This is a genomic window from Aeromonas sp. QDB18 (genome assembly GCF_027705325.1).
Classification (GTDB): Bacteria; Pseudomonadota; Gammaproteobacteria; order Enterobacterales; family Aeromonadaceae; genus Aeromonas; species Aeromonas caviae.
Genome location: NZ_JAPDBQ010000177.1, coordinates 1 through 7,906 on the forward strand (window position 1 = coordinate 1; position 7,906 = coordinate 7,906).

The 7,906-nt window shown below is 61.7% G+C and carries 8 protein-coding genes and 1 pseudogene; 5 read left to right on the forward strand and 4 right to left on the reverse strand.

Annotation, left to right across the window (positions count from 1 at the left end):
* The first annotated feature begins 224 nt into the window (after positions 1-224).
* From tnaC to OKC30_RS18785, 4 genes are all read left to right on the forward strand, one after another.
* Positions 225-296 carry a tryptophanase leader peptide gene (gene tnaC / locus OKC30_RS21555; RefSeq protein ID WP_223302601.1) on the forward strand — a complete coding sequence of 24 codons (72 nt, stop codon included), beginning with the start codon at positions 225-227 and terminating at the stop codon, positions 294-296.
* A 203-nt stretch (positions 297-499) separates the two neighbouring features.
* Positions 500-1,966, forward strand: a complete 1,467-nt coding sequence (gene tnaA / locus OKC30_RS18775; protein ID WP_201972464.1) for a tryptophanase — start codon at positions 500-502, stop codon at positions 1,964-1,966.
* Between the two features lie 70 nt (positions 1,967-2,036).
* Positions 2,037-3,251, forward strand: coding sequence for an aromatic amino acid transporter (locus tag OKC30_RS18780; RefSeq protein WP_124813125.1), 1,215 nt, complete (start codon positions 2,037-2,039; stop codon positions 3,249-3,251).
* A 198-nt stretch (positions 3,252-3,449) separates the two neighbouring features.
* A complete protein-coding gene (locus OKC30_RS18785) occupies positions 3,450-4,670 on the forward strand; it encodes an aromatic amino acid transporter (RefSeq protein WP_160839277.1) in 1,221 nt (406 codons plus the stop codon).
* 81 nt (positions 4,671-4,751) lie between these two features.
* On the opposite strand, the gene OKC30_RS18790 is transcribed toward OKC30_RS18785, so the two are convergent.
* The gene (locus OKC30_RS18790; RefSeq protein WP_042017400.1) at positions 4,752-5,156 is read right to left on the reverse strand and encodes a hypothetical protein; all 405 of its coding nucleotides are present in this window, start codon (positions 5,154-5,156) and stop codon (positions 4,752-4,754) included.
* 104 nt (positions 5,157-5,260) lie between these two features.
* Here OKC30_RS18790 and OKC30_RS18795 point away from each other — a divergent pair, with 104 nt between their 5' ends.
* Positions 5,261-5,437 carry a hypothetical protein gene (locus OKC30_RS18795; protein ID WP_154670450.1) on the forward strand — a complete coding sequence of 59 codons (177 nt, stop codon included), beginning with the start codon at positions 5,261-5,263 and terminating at the stop codon, positions 5,435-5,437.
* A 57-nt stretch (positions 5,438-5,494) separates the two neighbouring features.
* Here OKC30_RS18795 and OKC30_RS18800 read toward each other — a convergent pair whose 3' ends face one another.
* The 3 genes and pseudogenes from OKC30_RS18800 to OKC30_RS18810 all read right to left on the reverse strand — a co-directional run.
* A complete protein-coding gene (locus tag OKC30_RS18800) occupies positions 5,495-6,268 on the reverse strand; it encodes a transporter substrate-binding domain-containing protein (protein WP_160839275.1) in 774 nt (257 codons plus the stop codon).
* Between the two features lie 165 nt (positions 6,269-6,433).
* Positions 6,434-7,198, reverse strand: coding sequence for an EAL domain-containing protein (locus OKC30_RS18805; protein WP_124812784.1), 765 nt, complete (start codon positions 7,196-7,198; stop codon positions 6,434-6,436).
* Positions 7,199-7,767: 569 nt separating this feature from the next.
* Positions 7,768-7,906 (reverse strand): annotated as a pseudogene (locus OKC30_RS18810) (IS630 family transposase); the annotation flags it as partial.

The following is a 7,906-nucleotide window of genomic DNA, read 5'->3' on the forward strand; positions in this document are numbered from 1 at the left end:
GTACGACAACAGGTCAACTGAGCGAAATCGGCGCCTGAGAGACTGCTGTCCTGCTTTGGAATTGTGCAACAAGGCCGATTGGCGATAATAAGCTGTATAAAAATCCCCCGCCAAATTGTTAGCGCCATCCCACTTTGCTCATATTGCAATTGATCATATAGCGCTCCCCACCATAATGGGTGCTGTTATTTGGCGTTGTTAATATCAATTGGATGAGCAACAACATGAATATCAAGGTCAGCTATCCCAAGTGGTTTACCCTGGACCATAAGATCGCGTTCTTCTTCCCGCTGTAATTCCCCACGGCGGCGCGGCATGCCTGCCATGCCACGAGCCCGCCTCCATTCCTGAACTGAAATAGCTGCACCTATCTTCGCCTTTTTATTCTGACGAGGCGATGTCGTGCACCCATTTCCCAATCTTTCCCACCTGCCGGACATTCTATTTTCGGCGGGGGAAGAGACTCATTCTGAATATTTAAATCTGGGGTGTTTATATTATGGAAAACTTCAAGCATCTGCCCGAACCCTTCCGTATTCGTGTCATCGAGCCGGTCAAGCGCACCACCCGTGCCTATCGGGAAGAGGCCATTGTCCGGGCGGGCATGAACCCCTTCCTGCTGGACAGCGAAGACGTCTTCATCGACCTGCTGACCGACAGCGGCACCGGCGCCATCACCCAGGACATGCAGGCCGCCATGCTGCGCGGTGACGAGGCCTACAGCGGCAGCCGCAGCTACTATGCCCTGCAACAGGCGGTGCAGGAGATCTTCGGCTACTCCCTGACCATCCCCACTCACCAGGGGCGCGGCGCCGAGCAGATTTACATCCCCGTGCTCATCAAGAAGCGGGAGCAGGAGAAGGGGCTGGATCGCAAGAAGATGGTGGCCCTCTCCAACTACTTCTTCGACACCACCCAGGGCCACACCCAGATCAACTGCTGCGTGGCGAAGAACGTCTACACCAGGGAGGCGTTCGATACCTCGGTCACCGCCGACTTCAAGGGCAACTTCGATCTGGTGAAGCTGGAAGAGGCCATCCTGGAGGCGGGCCCCGCCAACGTGCCCTACATCGTCAGTACCATCACCTGCAACTCCGCCGGGGGGCAGCCGGTCTCCATTGCCAACCTGAAGGCGGTGTACGAGATCGCCAGAAAGTACGACATCCCGGTCATCATGGACTCCGCCCGCTTCGCCGAGAACGCCTACTTCATCCAGCAGCGGGAGCCTGGCTACGCGAACTGGACCATCGAGGAGATCACCAGGGAGTCCTACAAGTACGCCGACGGCCTCGCCATGTCGGCGAAGAAGGATGCCATGGTGCAGATGGGGGGGCTGCTGTGCTTCAAGGATGACAGCATGCTGGACGTCTACACCGAGTGCCGCACCCTGTGCGTGGTGCAGGAGGGCTTCCCGACCTATGGCGGCCTGGAAGGGGGCGCCATGGAGCGCCTGGCGGTGGGCCTGCGGGACGGCATGCGCCAGGACTGGCTGGCCTATCGCATCGGCCAGGTGCAGTACCTGGTGGACGGGCTGGAGGCCATCGGCGTGGTGTGCCAGCAGGCGGGGGGCCATGCGGCCTTCGTGGATGCGGGCAAGTTGCTGCCCCACATCCCGGCGGATCAGTTCCCGGCCCACGCCCTGGCCTGCGAGCTCTACAAGGTCGCCGGCATCCGCGCGGTGGAGATAGGTTCCCTGCTGCTGGGGTGCGACCCCGCCACCGGCAAGCAGCACCCCTGCCCGGCGGAGCTGCTGCGCCTGACCATCCCCCGTGCCACCTATACCCAGACCCACATGGACTTTGTCATCGAGGCCTTCGGCGAGGTGAAGAAGAACGCCCACCGGGTGAAGGGGCTGGACTTCATTTACGAGCCGGCCGTGCTGCGTCACTTCACCGCCAGACTGAAAGAGGTCGAGCATAACGACCCGTCAGCCGGCAAGACGCAGAAAAAATTGATAGAAGCATAACGAGTCAGGGGCACAGATTTTTCTGTGCCCTTTTTTTTCACTGCTCTGTGAAAGATTTGGAGTGACACACATGACATCAACACCGTCCGTCATCGGAGGGGCCTGCATCATTGCCAGCGTCTGTGTCGGTGCCGGCATGCTGGGGCTGCCGAGCGCGGGAGCCGGGGCCTGGACCAGCTGGTCAACCCTCGCCATCATTCTTACCATGGTCGTCATGACGGTTTCAGGCTGGATGCTGCTGGAAGCCCTGAAACCCTACGCATTGACCGCCTCCTTCAACTCGGTGACCAAGGATCTGCTCGGTCACAGGATCAATCTCTTCAACAACCTCACCGTCTATTTCGTGGGCGGCATTTTGCTCTATGCCTATATCACCTCGTCGGGTCTCATCCTGGGCGGCCTGCTGGGCATCAATAGCCAGCTGGCCTCGGTGTTGTTTGTGCTGGTGTTCTCCTGGTTTGTCTGGCATTCGACCCGGGCGGTGGACAGGATTTCGGTCGTCCTGATCGTCTTTATGGTGCTGAGCTTCGTGTTCGGGGTCTCCGGGCTTGCCAGCAAGGTCGACACCGCCAAGCTGTTCAACTCCTTTGCCGAGGAGCTGGGCCGCGCCCCCTATGCCCTGGCCATGTTGCCGGTGGCGCTCACCTCGTTTGGCTATCACCATTCGGTCGCCTCGATGCGCGCCTATTACGGTGAGGAGCAGAAAGCCAGGCAGGCGATCCTGGGGGGCACCCTGATCGCCATGGCGCTCTATCTGCTGTGGCTGCTCAGCATCTTCGGCAACCTTGCTCGTCCCGCCTTCGGCCCCGTCATCGCCAAGGGGGGCGACGTGGATGTGCTGCTCGGGGCGCTGGCCTCGGTGATCGAGTCCAGGCAGGTCTCCCAGGCCATCAACCTCTTCTCCATGGCGGCCATCCTCTCCTCCTTCATCGGGGTGGGGCTCGGGGTGTTCGACTATCTGGCGGATCTGTTCCGGTTCGACAACAGCCGCCGGGGGCGGGCCAAATCCTGGGCGGTGACCTTCCTGCCCCCCCTGGCGCTCTCCCTGATGTTCCCGTTCGGCTTCGTGGTGGCCATCGGCTATGCCGGGGCTGCGGCGACCGTCTGGGCCTGCATCATCCCGGCCCTGCTGGCGAAGAAGTCCCGGGAGCTGGCCCCGGACGAGGCGGGGTTCAAGGCTCCCGGCGGCCAGCCCATGGTGGTGGCCGTCATCGTCTTCGGGGTGCTTACCGCCATCTTCCACCTGATGGCCATGGCGGGTCTGCTGCCCGTCTACACCGGCTGACCCTGGTGCGCTGAACCTGGCCCCATCCCGAGCATATTCCACGGATGGGGCGCAGGATCAGGCCCGTTTCCCCCCATTTTCCCTCCGGATTTGATACCCGAAGGCATGCAGGGTAAAGTCCCCCGGCGCCAGCAGTGGCGAACGCAGGAGAAGCACGGCGGTGTGCCGTGACCAGTCGACAATCCGTTTGGGGGAGTAATGGAACAGAAACCATCGTTGGTGGGCGGGGCATGCATCATTGCCGGCGTCTGTGTGGGGGCCGGCATGCTGGGGCTGCCGAGTGCGGGGGCGGGCGCCTGGACCCTCTGGTCCATGCTCGCGGTGGCACTGACCATGGTGGTGATGACGGTCTCCGGCTGGATGCTGCTGGAGTCCTATCGGGGCTATCCCCTGCGCGTCTCCTTCGATACCGTGACCCGGGATCTGCTGGGGGAGAAGGTCAACGCCCTCAACAATCTCAGCGTTTATTTCGTCGGCGGCATCCTGCTCTATGCCTACATCACCTCGGCCGGTCTCATCATCGACGGCATGACGGGGATGGGCAGCCAGTGGGCGTCCGTGCTCTTTACCCTGGCCTTCTCCCTGCTGGTGTGGCACTCCACCCGGGCGGTGGACCGCATCTCGGTGCTGCTGGTGATCCTGATGGGGCTGAGCTTTGCCTTCGGCATCTCGGGCCTGTCGATGAACGTGCGCCTCGATCTGCTGCTCGACCGGGTGGGCAGCGAAGTGAGCTACGCCCCCTATGCCCTGGTGATGCTGCCGGTGGCGCTCACCTCGTTCGGCTACCACCATTCGGTCTCCTCCATGCGCGCCTACTACGGTGAAGAGCGCCGTGCCAGCCGCGCCATTCTGGGGGGCACCCTGATCGCACTCGCGTTTTACCTCATCTGGCTGGTGAGCGTCTTTGGCAACCTGCCCCGTAGCGAGTTCGGCCCGGTGATCGCAGAGGGGGGCAACGTGGATGCCCTGCTCAAGGCCCTCGGCTCGGTAATCGAGTCCAAGGCGGTGGCCAGCGCCCTCAACGCCTTCTCCATGGCGGCCATCCTCTCCTCCTTCATCGGGGTGGGGCTCGGGGTGTTCGACTACCTGGCGGATCTGTTCAAGTTCGACAACAGCCGGGGTGGCCGCGCCAAGTCCTGGGCGGTGACCTTCCTGCCGCCCCTGGTGCTCTCCTTGCTGTTCCCGTTCGGCTTCCTGGTGGCCATCGGCTATGCGGGCGCCGTAGCGACCCTGTGGACCTGCATCATCCCGCCCCTGCTGGCCTGGAAGGTGCGGGCGGCCCGGCGCGAAGACGGTGGCGAGGGTTTCCGCGCCCCCGGCGGCCTCTTCATGATCGTCCTGGTGATCCTGTTCGGCGTGCTGACCGCCGCCTTCCACCTGCTCAACATGGCGGGGCTGCTGCCTGTCTATACCGGCTGATAGCTTCTGCCATACCGCAGTAACAAAGAAGGAGCCTCATGGGCTCCTTCTTGCTTGTCACACAGGCAATATTGGCGTCGGTTATTGAATGCCGACCGATAGGGAGTGAGGGACCTTGGCGCCGTTACGGGCGGTGGCGCGCATCTGGTAGACCTGGATCAGGTACTTGCCCGACTTGGGCAGGGTGCCTTGCCATTTTGTGTCCACGTTGCCGCCGCCCAGTGCCTCGGCCTGACCCGGGATGGCGCCCGGTGCGAAGACGTTGAAGTTGGCATTGGTGCTGCCGGTGATGGCGACCGTCATGGTCTGGCCTTCTTTGGCGCCCAGGGTGTAGTTGATGGTGTCATAACCGGAGAAGGTGCCGTCAACCTTGGCGCTGTGCGCGCCTTTGGCGAAGTGCACCGGCACCGTGGTCACCTTGTCTGCCGCCTGAACCGAGGCCGCCATCATCATGGCCAGCAAGGCGGCCGTTACTGCTTTTTTCATTATGTATTGCTCCTGTGATCGGGCCCTGGCACGGGCCTCGAGGGGAAGATATGCCTGAACGATGACGTGACTCCATCGAAATGATGGGACGGTCGGAGTGGGGGATGTTGCAAGATTTGGGGTATGCACAGACGGACATGGTGCCTTTTGGCCGCAAGCCAGATGAACACAAGGTCGATGGGGTTTTATATGGCGAGTTCCCTGATACAGGGGGCGTTTTTGTCAACGTGGTGTTGACGAACAGGGTGCCCGCTGCGGCCATGACTCTGCGACAGAATTGATCGCCCCGGGTCTCCTGCATGGTCAGGGCGCGGGAAGGCGTGCGGAAAAAGAGGACGTTAAGGTTGGCTGGTGCCCTCAGTCGCCATGGCCTGCTGCTCATAGCGCGCCACCGTGCCGTCCTGCTTCATTTGCCGGATCACGCCGGCAAGGGGGGCCAGCAGATCCTGATGCCGTTCGTGCAGATAGACGTAAGAATCGGCCAGCTCCATCACCCCGGCGGAGTAGATGCCGGCATAGCCCGGGTCCTGGCGCGTCAGGGCGGCCAGGGCCTGGCTGGCAATCAGGGTCTGCTCCACATAGAGGTCACTGCGCCCCTTGAGCAGCTTGCCCATCCCCTGCTCGGCGGTGGCGATGGCAAAGAGCCGGTCCGGTGCCACCACCTTGCCCAGCATCATCTCCGGCAGCTTGGCGCCACGGCGAAACTCGACCCGATAACCGGTGCCCTGCAGGCTGTGCCACCCCTGCAGCTGGATCCCGGGCTGGTGGACATAGGCCTGATAGGAGACGGCGAAATGGGGCTCGGGCACGCGCTGGAGGGTGCGGGTCTGCTGCTGGTAGCTGGCGGCGCGGTGGATCTCGCCATCGACCTGTCCCTGCTCTGCCAGCAGGGGGGCCCGTCCCCCGGGGTAGCCCTGGTACTGGAAGTCATAGCCCAGGCGGGCGAACGCATCCCGATAGATGAGATCGAGCCAGAGACCATAGGGGGACTCCCTGGTTTCAAGGGAGCTCACCAGTGTGATGTTGCCCCTGCCTTGCGCCCCCCATACCTGGAAGGCCAGCAGCAAGAGCAGTGAAAGAGCGAAGAAGCGGTATCCTGAAACCTGCGCCATGGTGTCCCTGTCAGAGCGGTGGTTGCAAAGGGTGACAGTCCCATCCTAGCCCAGGGGGTTGCCCGGTCCAGCGCTTTCTGCCGTCCGCCCGTGGATATCCTCCGGGCCGCCTCCCGTCCCGCCTTGCCCGAATGAACGCCAACCAAGGGAGATGGCCAGCGCCGCTCACAGGCTGGCGAAATCCACCTCGGGCAGGGTTTCGAAGCCGGGGCGGGCAAACAGATAGCCCTGCATCAGGCTGACGCCCATCTCCCGCAGGCAGGCCATCTCGTCGCGGGTCTCGACCCCTTCCGCCAGCGGGGTGATCTGCAACTCCGTAAACAGCGCCAGACAGTGGCGAACGATGGCCTGACGGATCGGGTCCTGGTCGATGCCGCGCAGCAGGTGCATATCGAGTTTGACGATGTCGGGGCGAAAATCGGCCAGCAGACTCAGGCCCGAGTAACCGGCGCCAAAGTCGTCGATCGCCGTCTTGAAGCCCAGGGCCTGATAGTGATCGACGATGCCGCGAATATGGCGGTTGTCCTGCACCTGTTCCACCTCGGTGAACTCGAACATGATCTGCTCGATGGGAAAGAGATGCTCGCGGGCCGCCTGCAACGTGGTGCGGATGCAGCGCTCCGGGCGATAGACCGCATTGGGCAGGAAGTTGATGCTCAGCATGCCCCGCATGTCGAGGCGGGCGGCCAGCGCGATGGCCTTGATCCGGCACAGCTGATCGAAGCGGTAGCGGTTGTCGTCGTTGACCCGGTCAATCACGCTCTGCGCCGACTCGTTGTTGAGCCCCCGCACCAGGGCCTCATAGCCGAAGAGGGTGCGCTGGCTGCAATCGACGATGGGCTGAAAGGCCATGGTGAAGTCGAAGTCGAGATCCACCTGCTCATGACACTGCTGGCAGAGGGTGGAGGACGGGGCGGCAGGTATGTCCATGACTCTCCTCTCGGGGCGTGGCTGCGCTGGGGACTGACTCAAATGATAACAGCTCGGCTTCGCCAGCAGGGTAATTTCCCGGTAATACGCAGCCACTCCCCCTGAGGTACCAAACGTTACCCCGTTTTCTGCAAGATATGCGGCAAGGGCGGATGAGGATGGTCCGCTCGTTTACCAGAGATCGGGCGATGTCCCGCAGGCACCCGTAAACACCGCTGGTGGCCGCCAACTCCGCCAAGGTAGTCGGTATAAACAGAATTTATGGGTTTTCGGATCATGACCTAATTTTTACTTATGCATGCTTGTTGTGTGCCCTGATGCCGCTGATTGGCCCATCCACGGCTCGCAAAGGGCAATGGCCGATCTTGATCAACCGGCATAGAGCGCCAGCCAATGCCCTGTTGGTTCGATTAGCCCAGCGTCATCGGACGAACGAGAGGTTTTGGTTGCGGTTGTTGCCGTGCAGCAAGGGCGGCCAGCCTGAAGGGAAACTTGGTTGTTATGGTGGGAGGAGTGATTTACGCGAACATCCGATTACGTGTAATGGCTAATCTACTAAATAGCTGATCCTAATTTCGCTCCAGTTGCATAAGCCCATGTCCATTACCGGGGAACGGGGCGGCATGATCCCGGAAGTAGAACACGCGACGTAATAACTCACCCAATGTGCGGCATTGGTGGTTCCGGGTGATCGTTTCATGGAGGGCA